Raw genomic sequence first — 20,580 nt, 5'->3', positions numbered from 1 at the left:
GCCTCGGCCAGACGACGGCGGTGGGGATTGGGGGCGACCCCGTGAAGGGCACGGAGTTCATCGACGTGCTGGAGCTGTTTCTGGGCGATCCGGAGACGGACGCGATCGTGATGATCGGCGAGATCGGGGGCTCGGCGGAGGAGCAGGCTGCGCAATTCCTGGCGGACGAGGCGAAGCGGGGTCGCCGGAAGCCGATGGTGGGCTTCATCGCGGGCCGCACGGCGCCTCCGGGTCGCCGGATGGGTCACGCGGGGGCGATCATCTCGGGCGGCAAGGGCGGGGCGGAGGACAAGATCGCGGCGATGGAGGCGGCGGGCATCCGCGTCTCCCCATCCCCCGCCCGCCTCGGATCGACCCTCATCGAGGTCCTCAAGGGCTGAGCCGACCGAGGCCGCGCGGCTGACCTGCGCCCGTCGCAGGCGCCGCCGGCCCATATGACACGACGCGGCGCCGGTCGGCCGGCGCCTTCAGAGGGGCCCGCGCCGGGCGCGCGGGCAATCCGGCGGGGCGGGCGCACGCGCGATCCGGGACCTCGCCGCCAGGAGTGGGATGACCGGACGATGGCACGCCAGGACGTGAACGAAGCGCTCCTCGAAACCTCGTTCCTCTACGGCGGCAACGCCGCCTACATCGAGGAACTCCAGGCGGCCTTCGCCCGGGATCCGTCCTCGGTCGACCCCGAGTGGCAGACCTTCTTCCGGGCGCTCGGCGAGGACAGCCAGGTCGTCGCGCAGAACGCCGCCGGCGCCTCCTGGGAGAAGCCGAACTGGCCGGTGCCGCTCAACGGCGAGATCGTCTCCGCCCTCGACGGCAACTGGGGCGCCCTCGAGAAGGCGGTCGGCGACAAGATCCGCGCCAAGGAGGCCGGCACGGACAAGGCCGCCAACGGCGCCGCCGTCGTCGCCGCCACCGGCGTCTCGGTGGAGCAGGCCACCAAGGACTCGGTCCGCGCGATCATGCTGATCCGCGCCTACCGCATGCGCGGCCACCTCCACGCCAAGCTCGATCCCCTCGGCCTCGCGCCCCGCGGCGACCACGAGGAACTGCACCCGCAGCATTACGGCTTCCAGGAGAGCGACTGGGACCGCCCGATCTTCCTCGACAACGTGCTCGGCCTCGAGTTCTCGACCATCCGGGAGATCGTGAAGATCCTGGAGCGGACCTACTGCCAGACCCTCGGCGTCGAGTTCATGCACATCTCCGACCCCGCCGAGAAGGCGTGGATCCAGGAGCGCATCGAGGGCAAGGACAAGGAGATCTCCTTCACCCCCGAGGGCCGCCGGGCGATCCTCAACAAGCTCATCGAGGCGGAGGGTTTCGAGAAGTTCCTCGACCTCAAGTACACGGGCACCAAGCGCTTCGGCCTCGACGGCTCGGAGTCGATGGTCCCGGCGCTGGAGCAGATCATCAAGCGCGGCGGCGCCCTCGGCGTCGAGGAGATCGTGCTCGGCATGGCCCATCGCGGCCGGCTGAACGTGCTCACCAACGTGATGGCCAAGCCCTTCCGGGCCGTGTTCAACGAGTTCAAGGGCGGCTCGTCCTCGCCGGCCGAGGTCGAGGGCTCGGGCGACGTGAAGTACCATCTCGGCGCTTCCTCCGACCGCAACTTCGACGGCAACAACGTCCACCTCTCGCTGACCGCCAACCCCTCGCACCTGGAGATCGTCGATCCCGTGGTGCTCGGGAAGGTGCGCGCGAAGCAGGACCAGAAGGCGCACCCGAACGTCGAGCGCAAGCGCGTGCTGCCGCTGCTCATCCACGGCGACGCCGCCTTCGCGGGCCAGGGCGTGGTGGCGGAGTGCTTCGGCCTGTCAGGCCTGAAGGGCCACCGCACCGGCGGCTCGATCCACTTCATCATCAACAACCAGATCGGCTTCACGACCGACCCGCGCTTCTCCCGCTCCTCGCCCTACCCGTCGGACGTGGCGAAGATGGTCGAGGCGCCGATCTTCCACTGCAACGGCGACGACCCCGAGGCCGTCACCTTCGCGGCCAAGGTCGCCACCGAGTACCGGCAGAAGTTCGGCAAGCCGGTGGTGGTCGACATGCTCTGCTACCGCCGCTTCGGCCACAACGAGGGCGACGAGCCGGCCTTCACCCAGCCGAAGATGTACCAGCGCATCCGCAAGCACCCGACCGTGCTGGAGAACTACGGACGCAAGCTCGTCGAGGCGGGCGCCGTCACCCAGGAGGCGCTGGACGCCCGCAAGGCCGAGTTCCGGGCGGTGCTGGACAGCGAGCTGGACGTCGCCGGCAACTACAAGGCGAACAAGGCGGACTGGCTCGACGGCCGCTGGTCCGGCTTCAAGGCGGTGCGCGAGGACGTGGACGATCCCCGCCGCGGCCAGACCGGCGTGCCGGCCGCGACGCTGCGGGAGATCGGCCAGAAGATCACCCAGGCGCCCCCCGGCTTCCACCTGCACCGCACGATCCAGCGCTTCCTCGACAACCGCGCCAAGGCGGTGGAGACCGGCATCGGCATCGACTGGGCGACCGCCGAGGCCCTGGCCTTCGGCTCGCTGATGCTCGACGGGCACCGCGTCCGGCTCTCGGGCCAGGACGTCGAGCGCGGCACCTTCTCGCAGCGCCACGCCGTGGTGATCGACCAGGAGAACGAGCAGCGCTTCACGCCGCTCAACGCCGTGCGCGAGGGGCAGGCGCCCCTCGAGGTCATCAACTCGATGCTGTCGGAGGAGGCGGTGCTCGGCTTCGAGTACGGCTACTCGCTGGCCGAGCCGAACGCCCTGGTGCTCTGGGAGGCGCAGTTCGGCGACTTCGCCAACGGCGCGCAGGTGGTGGTCGACCAGTTCATCTCGTCGGGCGAGCGCAAGTGGCTGCGCATGTCCGGCCTCGTGATGCTGCTGCCCCACGGCTACGAGGGTCAGGGCCCCGAGCACTCCTCCGCTCGCCTGGAGCGCTATCTCCAGATGTGCGCCGAGGACAACATGCAGGTCGCGAACTGCTCGACGCCGGCGAACTACTTCCACATCCTGCGCCGGCAGCTCAACCGCGACTTCCGCAAGCCCCTGATCCTGATGACGCCGAAGTCGCTGCTGCGCCACAAGCGGGCGGTCTCGACGCTGGAGTCGCTGGCCGAGGGCTCGACCTTCCACCGCATCCTGTGGGACGACGCGGAGCACGAGGATGACGGCATCAAGCTCGTCAAGGACGACAAGGTCCGCCGCGTCGTGCTGTGCTCCGGCAAGGTCTACTACGACCTCTACGAGGAGCGCGAGAAGCGCGGCGTCAACGACGTCTACCTGATGCGCGTCGAGCAGCTCTACCCGTTCCCCCTGAAGGCGCTCGCCACCGAGATGAGCCGCTTCCGCAACGCGGAGGTGGTCTGGTGCCAGGAAGAGCCCAAGAACATGGGCTCCTGGGCCTTCGTGGAGCCCTACCTCGAATGGGTCCTCGGCCAGGCCGGCGCCGCGGTGAAGCGCGTGCGCTACGTCGGCCGTCCGGCCTCCGCCTCCACGGCGGTCGGCCAGATGTCGAAGCACCAGGCCCAGCTCCAGGCCTTCCTCAACGAGGCGCTGGCGGTCTGAGGGACCCCGGCGACGCCAGCGCGGCGCCCCGGCGCGCCGCCCCCGATCCCGGGCCGCCAACGGCCCCAACAGAACCGGCATGAAGACCCATGGCAACCGACATCCTCGTCCCGACGCTCGGCGAATCCGTGAGCGAGGCCACCATCGGCCGCTGGTTCAAGAAGCCGGGCGACGCGGTGCAGGCCGACGAGCCCCTGGTGGAGCTCGAGACCGACAAGGTCACGCTGGAGGTGAATGCCCCGGCCGCCGGTGAGCTCGGCGAGATCCTGGTCAAGGACGGCGAGACGGTGGAGCCCGGCGCGCTGCTCGGCTCGATCGTCGAGGCGGGCGCGGGCGGGGGCGCGAAGGCGGCGCCGAAGCAGGCCCAGAAGCCCGAGAGCCGCAGCGGGTCGGCCGCCAAGGCCGAGGCGGCGCCCCCGAAGGACTCGGCGGCGGCCTACGGCAACCACGGCGACGCGGCCCCGCCGGCGGCTGAGGCGGACGCCCGCGAGGCCGGCGATCACGGGCCGGCGGTCGGCAAGCTCGCCCGCGAATCCGGCGTCGATCCGGCCGGCGTGAACGGCAGCGGCAAGGACGGCCGCGTCACGAAGGGAGACATGCTGGCGGCGATCGCCAAGGGGCCGGACGGCAAGGCTCCCGAGAAGGCGCCGGCCCGCGAGGCCCGCCCGAGCCTGCCCCGCGCGCCCTCCGCGCCGGACGATGCCGCGCGCGAGGAGCGCGTGCGCATGACGAAGCTGCGCCAGACCATCGCGCGCCGCCTCAAGGACGCGCAGGACACGGCCGCGATGCTGACGACGTTCAACGACGTCGACATGTCCGCCGTGATGGCGATGCGCGCCCAGTACAAGGACATCTTCGAGAAGAAGCACGGCACGAAGCTCGGCTTCATGGGCTTCTTCACCAAGGCGGTGATCGGGGCGCTCAAGGACGTGCCGGCGGTCAACGCCGAGATCGACGGGCAGGATCTCGTCTACAAGAACTACTACCACATCGGTATCGCGGTCGGCACCGACAAGGGCCTCGTGGTCCCCGTGGTGCGCGACGCCGACGACCTCTCGATCGCCGGCATCGAGAAGAAGATCGCCGGCTTCGGCAAGAAGGCCCGCGACGGCAAGCTCTCCATCGACGAGATGCAGGGCGGCACCTTCACGATCACCAACGGCGGCATCTACGGCTCGCTGATGTCGACCCCGATCCTCAACGCGCCGCAATCCGGCATCCTCGGCATGCACCGCATCGAGGAGCGCCCGGTGGTCCGCGCCGGCAAGATCGAGGCGCGCCCGATGATGTACCTCGCGCTCTCCTACGATCACCGGATCGTCGACGGGAAGGAGGCCGTGACCTTCCTCGTCCGGGTCAAGGAGGCCCTGGAGGACCCGGCGCGGCTCGTGCTGGACCTGTAAGCCCGGCATGGCGGATGCGCCGGCCCCTGCGAGGTCCGGCGGCTTCCGCGTGCCCATCTTCCTGAGAGCGGACCCGCGTCCGCGCCTCGCCCGCGCATCGGAATCAGCATGTCCTACGATCTCGTCGTCATTGGCACCGGCCCCGGGGGCTACGTCTGCGCCATCCGGGCGGCACAGCTCGGCCTGAAGACGGCGGTGGTGGAGAAGCGGGCGACCCACGGCGGCACCTGCCTCAACGTCGGCTGCATCCCCTCCAAGGCGCTGCTCCACGCCTCCGAGGCCTTCGAGGCGGCGAACCACCACTTCGCCGAGCTCGGCATCGAGGTCGGCACGCCGAAGCTCGACCTCAAGAAGATGATGGGCTTCAAGGACGAGGGCGTCGCCGGCAACACCAAGGGCGTCGAGTTCCTGCTCAAGAAGAACAAGGTCGACACCTTCCGGGGCACGGGCCGCATCGCGGGGGCCGGCCGGGTCGAGGTGGTCGCCGAGGACGGCGGCAACCAGATGCTGGAGACGCGCAACATCGTCATCGCCACCGGCTCGGACGTCACCCGGCTGCCCGGCATCACGATCGACGAGCGGGTGGTGGTCTCCTCCACCGGCGCCCTCGAACTCGACCGGGTGCCGAAGCGGCTCCTGGTGATCGGGGCGGGCGTGATCGGGCTGGAGCTCGGCTCCGTCTGGCGGCGCCTCGGCGCCGAGGTGACGGTGGTCGAGTTCCTCGACCGCGTCCTGCCGGGCATGGACGGGGAGGTCGGCAAGCAGTTCCAGCGGATCCTGTCCAAGCAGGGCATCGCCTTAAAGCTCTCCTCCAAGGTCACCGGCGTCGAGGTGGGCAAGAAGGGCGGCGCCACCGTCACGGTGGAGCCCGCCGAGGGCGGCACGGCGGAGACGCTGCAGGCCGACGTGGTCCTCGTGGCCGTCGGGCGCGTGCCCTACACCGAGGGCCTCGGGCTCGAGACGGTGGGCGTCGGCCTCGACAATAAGGGCCGCATCCAGACGGACAGCCACTATGCCACCAACGTCACCGGCATCTACGCCATCGGCGACGTGATCGCGGGGCCCATGCTCGCCCACAAGGCGGAGGACGAGGGCGTCGCGGTCGCCGAGATCCTCGCGGGCCAGTCGGGCCACGTGAATTACGGGGTGATCCCGAACGTCGTCTACACCTTCCCGGAGGTGGCCTCGGTGGGGCGGACCGAGGAGGAATTGAAGAAGGAGGGCATTGCCTACAACGCCGGCAAGTTCCCCTTCACGGCCAACGGCCGCGCCAAGGCCAACGGCACCACCGAGGGCTTCGTGAAGGTGCTGGCGGACGCGGGCAGCGACCGGGTGCTCGGCGTCCACATCGTCGGCGCGGACGCGGGCAACCTCATCGCGGAGGTAGCGGTGGCCATGGAGTTCGGCGCGAGCGCCGAGGACATCGCCCGCACCTGCCACGCGCATCCGACGCTCACCGAGGCCGTCAAGGAAGCGGCCCTCGCGGTGGGCAAGCGCGCGATCCACATCTGAGGGCGCTCGGCCCTCATCGGCCGCCGCCGACCTCGAGGATCGCTCCGGTCGTGTAGGCCGCCTCGGCGGAGAGCAGCCAGACGATCGGGGCGGCGATCTCCTCGGCGGTGCCGGGGCGCCGCATGGGCACGCCCGGCGCGAGGTGCCAGGCCCGGCCGGGCTGGCCGCCGCTCGCGTGGATCTCGGTGTCGATGAGGCCCGGCGCGACCGCGTTGACGCGGATGCCCTCCTCGGCGACCTCCCGGGCGAGGCCGCGGGTGAAGGCGTCGATGGCACCCTTCGAGGCCGCGTAGTCCACGTACTGTCCGGCGCTCCCGAGCCGTGCCGCGATCGAGGACAGGTTGACGATCGCGCCGCCCCGGCCGCCGTGCCGGGTCGACATGCGCCGCACCGCCTCGCGGGCGCACAGGAAGCTGCCGACGACGTTCGTCGCCATCATGCGCTGGAGGCGCGCCGCATCCATCGCGTCGACCCGGGCCGCCACGTCGACCACGCCCGCGTTGTTGACGAGGGCGGTCACCGGCCCGAGGCGGTCGGCCTCCCCGAACAGGGCGACGACGTCGGCCTCGGCCGCCACGTCGCAGCGGACCGCCGCCGCCCTGCCGCCCGCGGACGCGATCGCGGCGACGACCTCCTCGGCGGCGGCCCGGTCGGAGACGTAGCTGAGGCAGACCCGGTAGCCGCGGCGCGCCGCCAGCAGCGAGACGGCGCGGCCGATGCCCCGCCCGCCCCCGGTGACGACCGCGACCTCACCCGTCGCTTCGCGCATGTTCAGGCACTCCCGGGCCCGAACCGTGCGGGCACCGTCAGCCTAGTGCCCGGCACGCGCGGGCGCACCCCGTCAGGCGGAGCGCCGGTTCGGGGCGAAGTCGGCGATGCGCAGGAGCGCGGTCGGTGCGGGGGGCGCCGTGACGGCGTTGAGGAGATAGGGCCGGCGCAGGCCGAGCGCGTGGTGCAGCGCGAGGTCGATGTCCCGGGCGTAGAAGGGCATCCGCAGCACGAAGTCCACGCCGAAGTAGCGCCCCGCCTGGGCGATCGGCTCCGGGTCGCCCGCGGTCATCAGGGTGAGGGAGGTCGGCAGCTTCAGGGGCTGGAGCTGGCAGGCGAGTTCAAGCCCGTCGAGGCCCGCGAGGTTCGAGTCCAGGAAGGCGAGTTCGTGGGCGCCGGCCTTCAGGACCTTGAGGGCGTGGCGGCCGCTGTCGGTCTCCTCGACGGTCAGGTTGAAGCCGCTCCGCGTCAGGACCCGCGCCACCATGCCCCGGCCGGCCTCCGAGGAGGAGGCGAGCAGGACCCGGGTCGGCTTGATCCGGCGTGCGTTGGCGACGAGCAGGTTGCCGATATGCTCCGGGTCGAGGGGCGTCTTGAGCACCTCGTAGGCGCCGAGGCTCTGCGCCAGCTCCTGCCATTGCGGGATCACGCGGGCGGCGACGAGCACGAGGCAGGCCGGGGCCGCGCCGCGCTTGCGGGCGATGGCGATGGCCTCGGGTCCGCTGAAGCCTTCGAGCTGCAGGCCGACCAGCGCGAGCGAGACGGGCCGCGACAGGATCGCCTCGACGAGGTCCTGGCCGGACGCGGTCTCGATGATGGTCGCCTGCGCATCGAAGCGGCGGACGACCCCAGCGAGGGCCACGCGCCGGTCCTCATCTTGGTCGGCAATCAGCACACTGCCAGTCTGCGGTGCCGCCGGGCGGAGAGTAACGCTGTGCTCCGGCATTCAAAATCCAACCGATCAGTGCAATGTCAGAGGAGATTAAACTACCAGATGTGAGCGATGCATTAACTTGATCATTATTGACTTATTCGCCTTCTAGTTGTCTTGCCGTCAACGATCTGCCCCGCGGGCGGACAGGTCGTCCGGGCGGCTCCGGCCCGCACGGGGATGGGCGGCCTCGAACGCGCTCATCAGCCGCGCCGCGTCGACCTTGGTGTAGAGCTGCGTGGTGGAGAGCGAGGCATGGCCGAGCAGTTCCTGGATCGCCCGCAGCTCGCCCTGTCGGGCGAGGAGGTGCGTCGCGAAGGAGTGGCGCAGGGCGTGGGGGGTCGCGCCCCCGTCGAGCCCGAGCGCGCCGCGGGCCGCCGCCACGGCGTACTGGATCACGCGCGGCGAGAGCGGCCCGCCCTTGGCGCCGACGAAGAGGGGGCCCTCCGCGGCCAGGTCGTGGGGGCAGGCCGCGAGATACGCCGCGATGCTCTCGGCCACCACGGGCAGGACGGGCACCATCCGCTGCTTGCCGCCCTTGCCCAGCACGGTCACGGCGTCGATGCCCGGCACGGGCGCGTCCCGACGTGCCAGCGAGAGCGCCTCCGAGATGCGAAGGCCCGCGCCGTAGAGGAGCGCGAGGACGGCCGCGTCGCGGGCGAGGATCCAGGGTTCCCGCGCCTCGCCGGCGCGGAACTCCGGGCTCGTCAGCGCGCGGGCGGCGATCACCGGCAGGGGGCGCGGCAGGCGGCGCTCGACCTTCGGCGACCGGATCGCCCCGAGGGCCGCGACGGTGCCGTGCCCCTCCCGTTCCAGGTAGCGCGCGAAGGAGCGCAGGCCCGCGAGGCCCCGCATCAGCGAGCGGCCGCCGACGCCCTCGGCCCTGCGCGCCGCCATGAAGGCGCGCACGTCCCTGGGCTTCAGGGCAACGACCCGCGCGATGCCGGCGGGCCCCTGCCGGCGTTCGAGATGGACGAGGAACTGGCGCAGGTCCCGGTCGTAGGCCTCGGCGGTGTTGGTCGCCATGCGCCGCTCGCGCAGGAGCGCGTCCTGCCACGCCGCCACCGCCGCGCGCAGGTCCGCGTCGCCGGGGGGCAGGATCTCTGTGAGGGCTGGCATCGGAGCGCTCGAAGGTGTCGGGATCGCCATCAGAGCCCGGCCGGGTTGACGGGACGTTTCCGCGCGCCTGGCAAATGCCGGGGCCGCGCCCAGATAGCGGGGGCCACCGGAGGAGGTCCGCCAGCCCATGTCCAAGCCCGTCCACGCGATGATCCGCGTCCTCGATGAGCAGCGCTCGCGCCAGTACTACGCCCGCGCCTTCGGGCTCGAGGTCGCCGACCGCTTCGACTTTCCGGACTTCACGCTGATCTACCTGCGCGATCCGGCCTCGCCCTTCGAGCTGGAGCTGACCGTCAACAAGGAGCGGACGGAGCCATACCAGCTCGGCGACGGGTACGGGCACATCGCCGTGGTCGTCGACGACGTGGAGGCCGAGCAGGCCCGCTTCGGCCGCGAAGGGCTCCCCGCCACGGACGTCAAGACGCTCACGCACGAGGGCGTGGCGCTCGCGCGCTTCTTCTTCGCCACCGACCCGGACGGCTACAAGATCGAAGTGATCCAGCGCGGCGGCCGCTTCGGCTGAGCCTCGCTCCTCCGCGTCGCGCGCGGCGTCAGGCGCCGTCGATCAGGCTCCGCAGGGACACGTAGTCCGCGATGGCGACGAGCTCGGCCCGCTCGACGAGAGTCAGGGTGGTGCCGGCGAGCCGGATCAGCCCGTCCCGCCGCAACTGCTGCAGGGTGCGGTTGGTGTGGACGACGCTGATGCCGAGGGCGTCGGCAAGCACCTCCTGGGTCACCGGCAGGGTGAAGCCGTCCCCCGTCTCGATGCCGGCGAGCACCAGCCGCTCGTGCAGCTCGAGGAGCAGGTGGCTCGTGCGCTCGTAGGCGGTCTGGCGGCCGAGGCGCGTCACGTGATGGGCGAGGAAAAGTTCCTCGCCCGCCGCCAGCACGCGCATCGCCCGGGCGAGGGGCGCGCGATGATCCTGTGCCCGGCAGAGATCGAGCAGGGCGCTCGCGTCCGCCAGGGTCGCCGGCGTCAGGGCCTGCGTGGCGGCGTAGGGCAGGTGGATCCGATGAAGCTCGAACCCGACGAGGTCGCCCGGCAGCACGAAGCCGACGATCTGCCGGCGGCCGTCCGCGAGCACGCGCTGGCGGGCGGCCCATCCCGAGACGAGGAGGCGCGGCTGGACCCGCCCCGCGACCTCGGCGATCTCGACCCGGGCCGGCAGCGCGAGCGTCCGCGTGCCGGCGCGCCGCAGGTCGGGCATGTCCTTCCGCGAGAGGCCGGCCAGTGCCGCGAGCCGCCGGAAGAGCGGTTCGGCGAGGGACCCGGACGGGTCGGGCGCCGCATTCATGGTGTCGAGGACCTCCCGCCTTCGAGGAGCCGTGCGAGGATGCGGATCAGATCCGGGATCCGGATCGGCTTGTCGAGACGCGCGGTGTCGCGGAAGGCGCCCGGCAGGATCGCGCCGTCGACGCCCGTCGCGAAGACGATCGGCACCCCCGACTGCACGAGCTCCTCGGCGAGGGGATAGACGTCTTCGCCGTCGAGGTTGATGTCGAGCACGGCCGCGTCGATCGGCTCGGCCCGGGTGAGGGCGAGGCCGCGGATCAGGTCCGGCGCCGGACCGGCCACCTGCGCGCCGGCTTGCCGGAGCGCGCGGGCGATGTCGCCGGCGAGGAGGTACTGATCCTCCACGATCAGGATGCGGCGGCCGTCGAAGCGGGCTCCCTCAAGCATCGGCTCCCTCGTCCGCGGCTGCACCCTCGATGACGAAGGTCTGCTCCATGGGCCGCCCGGCCCGCGGCGGAATCTCGATCAGGCAGCGCACGCCGCCCGGCCGGAAAGCCAGGCTCGCCTGCGCGCCGAGTTCGTAGGCAAGGCCCTGCTCGATCAGCTCGCGGCCGAAGCCGTGCCGCGAGGGGCTCGTATCGATGATGCGCACGCCGCTCTCGACCCATTCGAGGCGCAGGCGCCGGCGGCTGATCCGCCAGCTGATCGCGATGCGGCCCTCGCCGGTCGCCAGCGCGCCGTACTTCACCGCGTTCGTGGCCAGCTCGTGCAGCGCGAGGCCCAGGGTCTCGGCCGCGCGGGCGCGCAGGCGGATCCGCGGGCCCGAGAGCCGGACCTGCCCGCTGTCGTGCCCGGTGTGGCTCACCACCTCGTCGCCGATCAGCTCGGCGAGGTCGATGCCGGTGTCGGCCGTCCGCGTCAGGATGTTCTGGGTCCGGGCGAGCGCCCCGAGTCGCCCGTCGAAATGGGCGAGGAAGTCGGCGAGCTCCCCGGTGTTCTGGGCCGTCCGCCCGGCCACCGACCGCACCACCGCCAGGATGTTCTTCACCCGGTGCCGCAACTCGGCGAGGAGCAGGCGCTGGCGGTCCTCGGCCCGCCGGCGCTGGTCGGTGTCGGTGCCGGAGCCGAACCAGCGCAGGACGCGGCCGTCCGCGTCCCGCATCGCCTCCGCCCGGGTGGTGAACCAGCGATACGCCCCCGCGGCGTCGCGGATGCGCCCCTCCCGCAGGAAGGGCTCGCCGGTCTCGCGGGCCTTCTCCCAGGCCTGCCAGAAGGCCTCGCGTTCCTCCGGATGCAGGCTCGCGAGCCAGCCCCGGCCCAGCGCCTGCCCCGCCGCCATGCCCGTGTACTCGCAGAAGCGCGCGTTGACGTAGTCGCAGCTGAGGTCCGGTTGCAGGGTGAACAGGAAGGCCGGGACCATCCGCTCCATGTGGCGGAAGCGCTCCTGCGCGTCCCGCAGCGCCTGCTCGGCCCGCGTCGTCGCGCTGATGTCGAGGAACGTGAGCACCACGCCCGCGATGACGTTGTCGACGTTGCGGTAGGGCAGCACCCGGGCGAGGTATCGGCTCTGCGTGCGCGGGTCCTCGACCTCCCGGTCCACCGTCGCGAGGGTGCGCAGCACCCGGCGGATGTCGGCCTGCAGGTCCGGATAGGCCACGCGCGGCGCGATGTGGGTGAGCGGCCGGCCGAGATCGCCCTCGATCAGGTGGAAGATCTCCACGACGGCGGGCGTGAAGTTCATCACCCGCATCTCCCGATCGAGGAAGATCGTCGCGATCTGCGTGCTCTCGAGGAGGTTCTTGAGGTCGCTGTTCGCCCGGTCGAGGTCGCCCACGCGGAACGCGAGCTCGCTGTTGACGGTCTGCAGCTCCTCGTTGGTCGATTGCAGCTCCTCCTTGGAGGTCTCCAGCTCCTCGTTGGCGAGCTGCAGCTCCTCGTTGACGGACTGGTATTCCTCGTTCGAGGATTTCAGCTCCTCGTTCGTGCTCTCCAGCTCCTCGATGGTCGCCTGAAGGCGCTCGCGGGTCAGGCGCAGCTCGGTCTCGACGCTCTGGACGTGCTCGTCCCGCGCGAGGTCCCGCGCTCCCGAGGCGGACGCGGTGGCGGACGCCGCGTCGTCGGCGCCCTCGACCTCCTGGAACAGGACTAGGAACGTCTGCGGGCCCTCCTCGTCCCGCACCGGCTCGACCAGCAGGATCACCTGGCGCCGGCGCTCGTCGGCCTCCATCACGATGCGGTCCGTCTTCACGGCCCGGCCCTCGGCCTCGGCCTGGTGCAGGGCGGCCCGGAGGTCGAGGCGCAGGTCGCGGTGGACGAGGCTGAGCAGGTTCAGGGTGGCCGCGCCGGGCGAGGGCGCGAGGTACTGGCCCGTGCGCCCGGCGAAGTGGAGGACCTCGTAGGCCGCGTCGATGACGAGGTAGGCCGGAAGGTGGCGCTCGGCGACCCGCTCGGCCTCCCGGCTGAGGCGGCCGGCACCGCGGCGGGGCCGGGGTGCGCCGGTCGCCTCGCCGAGTTCGCCGACCGCCGTGAGGGGAAAGCCCGGCAGGGCCCGCGCGGAGCCGCCGATCCGCTGGAAGATCCGGAAGCGGCGGTCGGCCGGCTCGAACATCTTGATGTGGCGCGTCACGTTCTCGGAATTGCCGAGGAACAGGTACCCGCTCGGCCGCAGGGCGAAGTGGAACAGGGGGACAACCCTGTTCTGCAGCTCGTTGTTCAGGTAGATCAGCAGGTTGCGGCAGGAGACGAGGTCGAGGCGCGAGAAGGGCGCGTCGCGGATCACGCTGTGCTGCGTGAAGATGCACATCTCCCGCAGGTCCTTGATGACCCGATAGGTCTTCCCCTCGCGCACGAACCAGCGCGTCAGGCGCTCCGGGCTGACGTGCTCGGCGATGCTGTCCGCGTAGCGCCCGACCCGTGCGGCGGCGAGCGCGCGGCCGTCGATGTCGGTGGCGAAGATCTGCACCTTCGGCACGGCGTCGAGGGTCGCCATGTGCTCGCGCAGCAGGATCGCGATCGAGTAGGCCTCCTCGCCGGTGGCGCAGCCGAGGACCCAGATGCGCACCTGGTCGCCCGCGCCCTTGCCGGCGAACAGGTCGGGCACGACGGTGCGGGCGAGGAACTCGAACTCCGCGCCGTCGCGGAAGAACTGTGTCACCCCGATCAGCAGGTCGTTGAAGAGCGCCTGCACCTCGTCGGCGCTGCCGCGCAGGTGCTCGAGGTAGCCCTCGATGGTCGCCGTGCGCACGACCTGCATCCGCCGCTGGACCCGGCGCAGGAAGGTGTTGCGCTTGTAGCCGTGGAAATCGTGCCCGGTCTTGCCGCGCAGCACGGCCGCGATCTGCTTGAGATGCTGGGCGATCGCGGTCTCGTCCCCGCCGGTCGGCCGCAGACTGGCGAGGTGGCGCGCGTACGTCGCGATGTGGCCCGGCATCGTCTCGGGGGCCATGACGAAATCGACGATCGCCGCGGCGGCCCCCGCCACGGTTCCGTCCGGCCGTGCCTGGGCCAGGGTCAGGCCGCCGCGCTCCTTCACGGCGGTCACCCCGAGGGTGCCGTCGCTGCCCGTGCCGTCGAGGATGACCGCGACGGCGTCGGCCCCGCGATCCTGCGCCAGGGAGACCAGGAAGCTGTCGACGACGCCGCGCTCGCCCGCGCCGTCCGGAGCCGCGGGGCTCACCCGGAAGCGGCCCCCATCGAGGCCGAGCAGGTTGCCCGAATCGGCGAGGTAGATGCGGCCCGGTTCCACGAGGGCGCCGTCGACGATCGGTGCCGTCCGGAGGGCCGGTCCCGTGCGCAGGTCGGACAGCAGCAGGTCCGTCTGGACGGCGTCCCGGTGACGCATGACCAGGATGAAGGCGAGGTTCACCCCGTCGACGAGATGGGCCAGGAACTGCCGCGCCGCGCCGATCGCCTCGACGGCGGCGCCGATCCCGACGATCAGCGGTCCGTCGCCGGCCCGGTCCGCCTTGTCGATCTGCGCCTCGGAGATGACTTCGGCCACGCGCGCCCCCGCTCGCGTCCCGCGTCGACCGACCTGAACCGCGCTGATCCCTCAGGTGCGCTGCGGGCCACTCAGGACGCCTATCGAAATATCTCCGTTCGCCGCCGCGCGCCAGGGAGGGGGAGCGGCTCGACGCGCGCTCAGGTCGTGTTTCGCATGCGCATGCGACTTGAAATCCCTTGCGTGCACGCCGCCCGCCTCCGATCTCCGGGCAGGACCCGCCCGCGCTCCGCGGGCGTTCGTCCACGCCAGGTTCCACCCCCGATCAGGATCCGATGAGACAGCCCACCCGCATCGTCTGCCTTCGCCACGGCGAATCGACCTTCAACGCCGCGCACCGCCTCGACGGCCGCGACCCCGGCCACATCGACGCCCGGCTGACGCCGCGGGGTCGGGCTCAGGCGGACGCGGCGCGGGCGCGCCTTGCCGGCATCCCCTTCGACCTCGTGGTCACGTCGCCGCTGACGCGGGCCATCGAGACCACGATGCGGGTGTTCGGCACGCACCCGGCGCAGCCGCGGGTGCTCGTGGAGGTCCTGCATCGGGAGTGTCAGGAGAGCAGCTGCGACGTCGGGCGCGCCGCGTCGGAGATCGCGGCGGACTTCCCCCACCTCGACATCGCGCACCTGCCGGAGATCTGGTGGCACGCGGAGGGGCAGCCCACGGCCGGCGGCTACCACGTGGAGCCCCGCCACCTCTTCGATGCCCGCGTGGCGGGGTTCCGGGAGTGGCTGCGGGCGCGTCCCGAGCGGACCATCGCCGTGGTGGGCCACGGGACCTTCTTCGCCCACCTCACCGGGATCTGGCTCGACAACTGCGAGAGCACCGAACTCGACCTCGCGGGCGAGCCGGCGACGGCCTGAACCGGCTACTTCGGCTTGTTGGCAGGCTTGCCATCGGCCTTGCCCTTGGCCTTGGCAGCCTCCGCCGCGGAGACGCGCTCGCCGGCCACGCACTCCACCACGAAGGTGTCCTTCATGGTGCCGGCCATGCCGGTCTCATCGGCGCGGGCGCTGCACCGCTGCCGCCAGTCGTCCTCGTTGCCGCCCGGCGGCGTGCGGGGCGCCTCGGCCTGCGCGACCGCGCTCGACGCCGCGAGAGCGGCCATGAGGGCGAGGGCGGCGCATCTGATCGTCATGGTTTCCTGCTCGCGCGGCGTGGTGCCAGGAACCAACACGGATCGCGCCGACCCGTTCACGCCACGGTCGCGCGTCGTCAGGCCCGGGCTGCCGCCAGCCGGTCGCGCGCCCGCGCGGGCGTGATCTCCCGGGCCTGACGGCCGATGCCGAGTGCCTCGTCCAGCAGCCCGGCCGCGCGTGTCCAGGTGCCCGGCGCGAAGGGGGCGGCGCCCTCCGCGATCTCGGCGGCGCAGCGGGCATCCGTGGCCGCCCGCACGGCCGCCGTCGCCGTGCGCGACACCGCGGCGGCGAGCGCCCCCGCGAACCAGGCGCCGCGCAGGGCCGCCGCCTGGGCCTGGGCGCCGCCCCGCCAGGCGGCGGCCTCGGCGGCCGAGACCGCATCCGCGAGGTCGGCGGCGGCCTCGCAGCGGGCGGCGTGCCCGGCGAGGCCCGCGCGGTCGAGCAGGGGCGGCAGGATGCGGCGGACGCTCTCGCGGGCCAGGAAGGCGGTGCGGGCCGCCTCGACCTCCGGGGTATCCGCGCTGCCGGAGAGCCGCAGCACGAACGCCATCAGGCGCGGGCGCTCCGCATCCGGCATGGCATCGTTGAGGCCGAGCGCGTAGGCCGCGAGCGGCCGCGAGAAGCAGGGCGGGCAATCGTCGCTGCCGCGGATCGCCCGGTAGGGCAGGCCCGCCGCCACCACGGCCGCCTCGTTGATGCAGGTGCCGCCGTCCGGGCCCGGGAAGTCGTGCGAGCCGGGGAGCAGCCGCCAGTTCAGGATGTGCTCGAAGCCCGTCATGGCCACCTTCCGTTGGCCGGGCAGCGTGCCATGGCGGGGGTGGGTTGGCGAGGCCCCCTCAGGCCCCCGCGCCGGAGAGCAGGCCGCCGAGCAGGGCGAGGCCGAGCACCAGCACGAAGGCGCCCGCCAGGAGTTCGAGCCCGCCGACCGCGACGGCGCCCGCGCGGCCCCGCCCGCCCGCGAGCCGCAGCGCCAGCCCCTTAGCGAAGACCGCGAGGCTCGCGAGCGCACCGGTGGTCAGCGCCGTGCCGGCGGCCATCGCCAGGACGGCCAGGATGCCCGCGGGGAGCTGCCCCTGCGCCAGGGCGAAGACGAGGATCAGGACGGCTCCGGCGCAGGGCCGGGTTCCGGCCGCCAGGACGACACCCACGCGGGAGCGCCAACTGTCGAGACTCGCGATCGTGCGGGCATCCGAGAGGTGCGCGTGGCCGCAATCGGGCCCGCAGGCGGCGGACGCTCCGAGGTTGGCGAGGCGGCCCGCCTTGCGCCATGTCACCCCGAGGCCGACGAGCGCCACGAGGGCGAAGCTGACGCTCTCGATCAGGGTCCCGGCCCGGTTCATGCCGGCGGCCGTCGCCCCGAGGACGAGGCTGCCGACGCCGACGATCGCGATGGCCACCAGGGCCTGGAGGAGGGCCGCGGCGCTGCTCAGGGCGAAGCCGCGGAGGAGCGCCCGCTCGCTCGCCAGGATGTAGCCCGCGATCACGGCCTTGCCGTGGCCCGGCCCGGCCGCGTGGAAGACGCCGTAGGCGAAGCCGAGGAGCGCCAGGGGCCCCCAGCCGCCGCCGGACCGGAGGGCGCCGACCGCCCCCTGGAGATTGCGGGAGAAATTCCCCTGCACGGCGAGGAGCCAGCCGCCGAGGCCCGTCGCGGCCGGGGCGGCCTCGCGGAAGCCGATGCCGAAGGGCGAGCGGGGCGGCGGTGCGGCGAGACCCGGCGCCACCAGCCACGCGAGGCCGGCGACGAGCAGGGCCGCCACCGCGACCGCGCCGGCCGCCAGGGCCAGCCGCGGGCCGAGGCGGCTGCGATGCGGGGCGAGGGCGAGCGCGAGCGCGAGGCTCACGGACACACCACGAGGATCCGGTTGGCGAACTGCACGCCGTAATTGGAGGCGGCGGTGAGCGCCTCGAAGAAGGCCTCCGTCATGCCGGGCTTGGCGTCGGCGGTCTTCGGCGTCTCCGTCTTGGGACGCGTCACCGTGGCGGCGCAGCCCTGGGGGGCGTCCGCGAGCTTCGCGGCCTCCGGGCCCTCGGCGAGGCCGAAGGAGACGAAGTAGGTCGGGTCGTAGACCTCGAGCGCGACGACCCCGCGCCCCTGGGCCACCGGGCTCTTCAGGGGCAGCAGGAAGGTCAGGGTGAGGGCGCCGCCCTCCATCGCCATGCGGGGCTCGGTCGGGCCCGCGAAGGCCTGCTCCCGCCCGCCGACCTTGAGCTTGGTGAAGTAGGAGAACTCGGCGAGATTCGCGGTGTTCTCGCTCGCGAGCTCGGCCAGCTCCTCCGGCGAGAGCTTGCCGTCGCCGTTGGCGTCGAGCCCCTGGGTGACGAAGGCCGAGTAGGCCTCGTCGAAGGTCCAGGCGTGGCGGATGCCGCTGACCTTGCCGTCCGCGTAGGCCACCTCCTCGCGGGCCGTCACGAAGACGTGCGGGTGCGCCGCGGCCGGCAGGGGGAGGAGGGGGATGAGGGCCGCGAGGAACGCGGCGACGGGGCGGAGCGCGATGGTCGGCATGGCTGTCGCTGGACGCTCGCGTCTCGTGGTTAACGAACCCTTGTCCTGCGCCCGTCCGGGGGCCGGACGGTTCGCGACCGTCCAGACTTCGGGGTTGGCGTCTCATCCCCGAGTTTCGGGGCGAAAGCAGGGCGGCGCACCGCGGCCCGTGCCGCGATGCGCCGAAGCGAGTTCACCAGGTCGTCGGCTTCGGGTTGCGCTCGTCGAAACCCTTCTGGTGCCAGTAGGGGTAGATCGGCGTCTCCTGGCTCGCCGCATCGAGCCGGGCCACCTGATCGGCCGTCAGCGTCCAGCCGACCGCGCCGAGGTTCTGGCGGAGCTGCTCCTCGTTGCGGGCGCCGATCACGATGTTCATCACCGTCGGGCGGGAGAGCAGCCAGTTGAGCGCGACCTGCGCCACCGTCCTGCCCGTCTCGGCCGCCACCGCGTCGAGGGCGTCGACGACCCCGTACAGGTGCTCGTCGGAGACGGGCGGCCCGCCCTCGGCGCCGCCGGACGCGATGCGGCCGCCCTGCGCGGCCTGCCCGCGGCGGATCTTGCCGGTCAGGCGGCCCCAGCCCAGCGGGCTCCACACCATCAGGCCGACGCCCTGGTCGAGGCCGAGGGGCATCAACTCCCACTCGTAGTGGCGGCCGATCAGCGAGTAGTAGCCCTGATAGGCGACGTAGCGGGCGAGACCGTAGCGCTCCGAGGTGGCGAGCGCCTTCATGAGCTGCCAGCCGGAGAAGTTCGAGGCACCGATGTAGCCGATCTTGCCCGCCCTCACGAGGTCGTCGAGCGCCCGCAGCGTCTCCTCGACGGGGGTCAGCGCGTCGAAGCCGTGCATGAAGTAGACGTCGATGTGGTCGGTGCCGAGGCGCTTCAGGCTCGCCTCGCAGGCGCGCACCAGGTGGAAGCGCGAGGAGCCCTTGTCGTTCGGTCCCTCGCCCACCGGGAAGGTCGCCTTCGTCGAGATGATGGCCTCGCCGCGCCGGCCCTTGAGCGCCTGGCCGAGGATCTCCTCTGAGGCGCCCTGCGAGTAGATGTCGGCCGTGTCGAAGAAGTTGACGCCGGCCTCCAGGCAGAGATCGACCATGCGGGTCGCCTCCGCGACGTCCGTCTGGCCCCAGCGCTGGAAGAACTCGTTGGAGCCTCCGAACGTGCCGGTGCCGAAGCTCAGGACCGGCACTTTCAGGCCGGAGCGTCCGAACTGCCGATATTCCATGTCCCGCGTCCTCATTGTTCCTGGCCGCCCCCGCTGTCCGCGACCTAGCGCGGACCGACCCTCCGACCACCGGCGCGGGGGCGGGGCAGCCGCGCGGCGGACGCCGGCCGGGTTCGCCATCGGGTCCGATCCGGCGTAGCGTCCGCGCCGCCGAGGAAGCGAGGAGGACGCGCCCGTGCCCCGATTGTCTTTCAGCCCGGCGCTCGCCGCCGTGCTCGTGCCGCTCGCCGTCGCTCCGGCGGCGGGCGCCGACTTCCGGCTGCGGCTGCCTCTCGATTGCGAACTCGGGCGCACCTGCTTCGTTCAGCACTACGTCGACCGCGATCCCGGCCCGGGGGCGCGCGACTACGCCTGCGGCAGCCGGACCTACGACAAGCACAACGGCATCGACTTCCGCCTGCCGAGCCTGCCCGCCGAGGGGCGGCCGGAGGGCGTCGTGCGCGCGGCGGCGGCCGGGACGGTGCTGCGGCTGCGCAACGACGCCGAGGACGTCTCGGTGCGCGACACCGGGGTCGAGCGGGTGAGCGGCCTCGAGTGCGGCAACGGCGCGGTCGTGGCGCATCCGGACGGCTACGAGACCCAGTACTGCCACATGGCCCGCGGCAGCCTCACGGTGCGCCCGGGGCAGGCGATCGCGGCCGGCCAGGCGATCGGGCGGATGGGCCTGTCGGGCGCCACCGAGTTTCCGCACCTGCACTTCACGGTCCGCCGCAACGGCCAGGTGGTCGATCCGTTCGCCCCGGACCTCGCCGAGGGCAGCTGCGATCCGAAGGCGCCGGGCGGCCTGTGGGAGCCCGGCGTCGCGGCGGCGCTCGCCTACCGGGCCGGCACGGTGCTGAATGCCGGCTTCGCCGGAGGTCCCGTCGCCATGGCACAGGTCGAGGGCGAGACGGTCCCGGCCCCCGGCGCGGACGCCCCCGCCCTCGTGGCCTTCGTGCGGACGATCGGCCTTGATGCCGGCGACGTCCGCCGCCTCAGCCTGACCGGGCCGGACGGCCGGGTGCTCGCCGAGAACGCCGAGGCGCCGCTCCCCCGCGCCCAGGCACAGGGCCTCGCCTTCGTGGGCCGCAAGCGGCCGCCGGAGGGCTGGCCGGCCGGCACCTACGCCGCGAAGCTGACGGTTCAGCGCGGGGGCGCGGTCGCCCTCGAGCACGCCTTCGCCTTCACCATGCCGGCGCGCTGACGGCCTCCAGACGCGGAACGGCCCGCCGGGGGGTCCCCG

At 72.5% G+C, this 20,580-nt stretch carries 17 protein-coding genes and 1 pseudogene; 7 read left to right on the top strand and 11 right to left on the bottom strand.

Going from position 1 to position 20,580, the window contains the following annotated elements; all coding sequences use genetic code 11:
- From ACLBXP_RS12760 to lpdA, 4 genes and pseudogenes are all read left to right on the top strand, one after another.
- Positions 1–380 (top strand): annotated as a pseudogene (locus tag ACLBXP_RS12760) (succinate--CoA ligase subunit alpha); the annotation flags it as partial.
- Positions 381–560: 180 nt separating this feature from the next.
- On the top strand, positions 561–3,545 hold the full coding sequence (locus ACLBXP_RS12755; protein ID WP_447668030.1) for a 2-oxoglutarate dehydrogenase E1 component: 2,985 nt from the start codon (positions 561–563) through the stop codon (positions 3,543–3,545).
- Between the two features lie 89 nt (positions 3,546–3,634).
- Positions 3,635–4,948 (top strand): 2-oxoglutarate dehydrogenase complex dihydrolipoyllysine-residue succinyltransferase, encoded by a 1,314-nt coding sequence (gene odhB, locus ACLBXP_RS12750; protein WP_447668029.1) that lies wholly within the window; start codon positions 3,635–3,637, stop codon positions 4,946–4,948.
- Positions 4,949–5,056: 108 nt separating this feature from the next.
- Positions 5,057–6,460, top strand: coding sequence for a dihydrolipoyl dehydrogenase (lpdA, locus tag ACLBXP_RS12745; RefSeq protein WP_447668028.1), 1,404 nt, complete (start codon positions 5,057–5,059; stop codon positions 6,458–6,460).
- A 13-nt stretch (positions 6,461–6,473) separates the two neighbouring features.
- On the opposite strand, the gene ACLBXP_RS12740 is transcribed toward lpdA, so the two are convergent.
- From ACLBXP_RS12740 to ACLBXP_RS12730, 3 genes are all read right to left on the bottom strand, one after another.
- Positions 6,474–7,229 (bottom strand): SDR family oxidoreductase, encoded by a 756-nt coding sequence (locus tag ACLBXP_RS12740; protein WP_447668027.1) that lies wholly within the window; start codon positions 7,227–7,229, stop codon positions 6,474–6,476.
- Positions 7,230–7,301: 72 nt separating this feature from the next.
- The gene (locus ACLBXP_RS12735; RefSeq protein WP_447668026.1) at positions 7,302–8,090 is read right to left on the bottom strand and encodes a response regulator; all 789 of its coding nucleotides are present in this window, start codon (positions 8,088–8,090) and stop codon (positions 7,302–7,304) included.
- 192 nt (positions 8,091–8,282) lie between these two features.
- Positions 8,283–9,278: a tyrosine recombinase XerC gene (locus ACLBXP_RS12730; protein ID WP_447668025.1), complete on the bottom strand. Its 996-nt coding sequence runs from the start codon at positions 9,276–9,278 to the stop codon at positions 8,283–8,285.
- A 127-nt stretch (positions 9,279–9,405) separates the two neighbouring features.
- On the opposite strand from ACLBXP_RS12730, the gene ACLBXP_RS12725 reads away from it, so the two are divergent.
- The gene (locus ACLBXP_RS12725; protein WP_447668024.1) at positions 9,406–9,801 is read left to right on the top strand and encodes a VOC family protein; all 396 of its coding nucleotides are present in this window, start codon (positions 9,406–9,408) and stop codon (positions 9,799–9,801) included.
- A 28-nt stretch (positions 9,802–9,829) separates the two neighbouring features.
- Here the strand turns inward: ACLBXP_RS12725 and ACLBXP_RS12720 are convergent, their stop codons facing one another.
- The 3 genes from ACLBXP_RS12720 to ACLBXP_RS12710 are packed head-to-tail and all read right to left on the bottom strand — an operon-like array spanning position 9,830 to position 14,512.
- The gene (locus ACLBXP_RS12720; RefSeq protein ID WP_447668023.1) at positions 9,830–10,573 is read right to left on the bottom strand and encodes a Crp/Fnr family transcriptional regulator; all 744 of its coding nucleotides are present in this window, start codon (positions 10,571–10,573) and stop codon (positions 9,830–9,832) included.
- Positions 10,570–10,959, bottom strand: coding sequence for a response regulator (locus tag ACLBXP_RS12715; protein WP_447668022.1), 390 nt, complete (start codon positions 10,957–10,959; stop codon positions 10,570–10,572). The genes ACLBXP_RS12720 and ACLBXP_RS12715 overlap by 4 nt, the downstream gene beginning before the upstream one ends.
- A complete protein-coding gene (locus ACLBXP_RS12710; RefSeq protein WP_447668021.1) occupies positions 10,952–14,512 on the bottom strand; it encodes a CheR family methyltransferase in 3,561 nt (1,186 codons plus the stop codon). Before ACLBXP_RS12710 ends, ACLBXP_RS12715 begins: the two co-directional genes overlap by 8 nt.
- 275 nt (positions 14,513–14,787) lie before the next feature.
- Here ACLBXP_RS12710 and ACLBXP_RS12705 point away from each other — a divergent pair, with 275 nt between their 5' ends.
- Complete coding sequence (locus ACLBXP_RS12705; protein ID WP_447668020.1) at positions 14,788–15,375, top strand: histidine phosphatase family protein; 588 nt, start codon at positions 14,788–14,790, stop codon at positions 15,373–15,375.
- A gap of 5 nt (positions 15,376–15,380) precedes the next feature.
- Here the strand turns inward: ACLBXP_RS12705 and ACLBXP_RS12700 are convergent, their stop codons facing one another.
- The 5 genes from ACLBXP_RS12700 to ACLBXP_RS12680 form a co-directional block, all read right to left on the bottom strand.
- On the bottom strand, positions 15,381–15,650 hold the full coding sequence (locus tag ACLBXP_RS12700; RefSeq protein ID WP_447668019.1) for a hypothetical protein: 270 nt from the start codon (positions 15,648–15,650) through the stop codon (positions 15,381–15,383).
- Between the two features lie 77 nt (positions 15,651–15,727).
- Positions 15,728–16,429: a hypothetical protein gene (locus ACLBXP_RS12695; RefSeq protein WP_447668018.1), complete on the bottom strand. Its 702-nt coding sequence runs from the start codon at positions 16,427–16,429 to the stop codon at positions 15,728–15,730.
- Between the two features lie 58 nt (positions 16,430–16,487).
- Positions 16,488–17,492 (bottom strand): nickel/cobalt transporter, encoded by a 1,005-nt coding sequence (locus tag ACLBXP_RS12690; RefSeq protein WP_447668044.1) that lies wholly within the window; start codon positions 17,490–17,492, stop codon positions 16,488–16,490.
- Positions 17,489–18,154, bottom strand: coding sequence for a DUF1007 family protein (locus ACLBXP_RS12685; protein WP_447668017.1), 666 nt, complete (start codon positions 18,152–18,154; stop codon positions 17,489–17,491). Before ACLBXP_RS12685 ends, ACLBXP_RS12690 begins: the two co-directional genes overlap by 4 nt.
- 172 nt (positions 18,155–18,326) lie before the next feature.
- Positions 18,327–19,358, bottom strand: a complete 1,032-nt coding sequence (locus tag ACLBXP_RS12680; protein WP_447668016.1) for an aldo/keto reductase — start codon at positions 19,356–19,358, stop codon at positions 18,327–18,329.
- A gap of 175 nt (positions 19,359–19,533) precedes the next feature.
- Between ACLBXP_RS12680 and ACLBXP_RS12675 the strand changes: the two genes are divergently transcribed.
- On the top strand, positions 19,534–20,541 hold the full coding sequence (locus ACLBXP_RS12675) for a M23 family metallopeptidase (RefSeq protein ID WP_447668015.1): 1,008 nt from the start codon (positions 19,534–19,536) through the stop codon (positions 20,539–20,541).
- Positions 20,542–20,580 lie beyond the last annotated feature (39 nt).

Source organism: Methylobacterium sp. A54F (assembly GCF_053346035.1).
This window is presented reverse-complemented; position numbering and strand designations above follow the sequence as displayed.

Bases quoted from the DNA above. Each gene is read 5' to 3' on its own strand.
- ACLBXP_RS12755 (WP_447668030.1), top strand. From the start codon at position 561: ATGGCACGCCAGGACGTGAACGAAGCGCTCCTCGAAACCTCGTTCCTC.
- odhB (WP_447668029.1), top strand. From the start codon at position 3,635: ATGGCAACCGACATCCTCGTCCCGACGCTCGGCGAATCCGTGAGCGAG.
- lpdA (WP_447668028.1), top strand. From the start codon at position 5,057: ATGTCCTACGATCTCGTCGTCATTGGCACCGGCCCCGGGGGCTACGTC.
- ACLBXP_RS12740 (WP_447668027.1), bottom strand. From the start codon at position 7,229: ATGCGCGAAGCGACGGGTGAGGTCGCGGTCGTCACCGGGGGCGGGCGG.
- ACLBXP_RS12730 (WP_447668025.1), bottom strand. From the start codon at position 9,278: ATGCCAGCCCTCACAGAGATCCTGCCCCCCGGCGACGCGGACCTGCGC.
- ACLBXP_RS12725 (WP_447668024.1), top strand. From the start codon at position 9,406: ATGTCCAAGCCCGTCCACGCGATGATCCGCGTCCTCGATGAGCAGCGC.
- ACLBXP_RS12720 (WP_447668023.1), bottom strand. From the start codon at position 10,573: ATGAATGCGGCGCCCGACCCGTCCGGGTCCCTCGCCGAACCGCTCTTC.
- ACLBXP_RS12715 (WP_447668022.1), bottom strand. From the start codon at position 10,959: ATGCTTGAGGGAGCCCGCTTCGACGGCCGCCGCATCCTGATCGTGGAG.
- ACLBXP_RS12705 (WP_447668020.1), top strand. From the start codon at position 14,788: ATGAGACAGCCCACCCGCATCGTCTGCCTTCGCCACGGCGAATCGACC.
- ACLBXP_RS12700 (WP_447668019.1), bottom strand. From the start codon at position 15,650: ATGACGATCAGATGCGCCGCCCTCGCCCTCATGGCCGCTCTCGCGGCG.
- ACLBXP_RS12695 (WP_447668018.1), bottom strand. From the start codon at position 16,429: ATGACGGGCTTCGAGCACATCCTGAACTGGCGGCTGCTCCCCGGCTCG.
- ACLBXP_RS12685 (WP_447668017.1), bottom strand. From the start codon at position 18,154: ATGCCGACCATCGCGCTCCGCCCCGTCGCCGCGTTCCTCGCGGCCCTC.
- ACLBXP_RS12680 (WP_447668016.1), bottom strand. From the start codon at position 19,358: ATGGAATATCGGCAGTTCGGACGCTCCGGCCTGAAAGTGCCGGTCCTG.